We start from the raw sequence: 606 nt of genomic DNA, 5'->3' as shown, positions 1-606 counted from the left end.
ATCTCTTCCAGCTGAGTTACATCACCGTACCAGCTTTGAGTTTTGGTCGACGGATAAGCTGGGAAAACCGTCATCATGGTCCATCGGGTAGGGGTTGAACCTACGACACCCGGTTCTTCAGACCGGTGCTCTACCGAAGTCTGAGCTACCGATGGATATTGGGGCCCGTTTTTTAGTATTTAATCTGCAGAAACTGGCCGATAAAACTACACTCGCGAGCTTTGTAATCTGGAGCCGAAGACGGGAATCGAACCCGTGACCTCCTCCTTACCATGGAGATGCTCTGCCAGCTGAGCTACCTCGGCTAAAGCCGGATCCGGGCACCCATCCCTGAGTACCTGGAGACCAGGCGCGTGGACTATCGTCCACGCATCCCGGATCCGGCAGGATCGTTTTATTCACACACTCTTCAGTTTTCAAAGAACAGACTTACCAAGTCTTACTGTGGCCGGGGCAGGACTCGAACCTGCTCCTCCAACCCCCGTTACAGAACCCGCTGTACTCGGGCGGGGATTTCCCTGCCAACTCGACCTTCCAGGATTTCTCCCTTGGGCAACCACGTCTGACAGGTGTTGGGCGATGCTTCCTGTTACACCACCCAGCCAT

At 54.5% G+C, this 606-nt stretch carries 2 tRNA genes; both read right to left on the bottom strand.

The window, feature by feature from the left end:
• Window positions 1-76 precede the first annotated feature (76 nt).
• Window positions 77-155, bottom strand: a tRNA-Phe gene (locus P1T08_18915).
• A 74-nt stretch (window positions 156-229) separates the two neighbouring features.
• Window positions 230-305: transfer RNA gene (locus P1T08_18910), tRNA-Thr, on the bottom strand.
• Window positions 306-606: the final 301 nt, after the last annotated feature.

This window comes from Acidimicrobiia bacterium, assembly GCA_029210695.1.
In the GTDB taxonomy this organism is placed as follows: domain Bacteria; phylum Actinomycetota; class Acidimicrobiia; order Spongiisociales; family JAHEDJ01; genus JAHEDJ01.
Note: the sequence above shows the minus strand (reverse complement) of the source record. Positions and strands in the feature narration are given on the sequence as shown.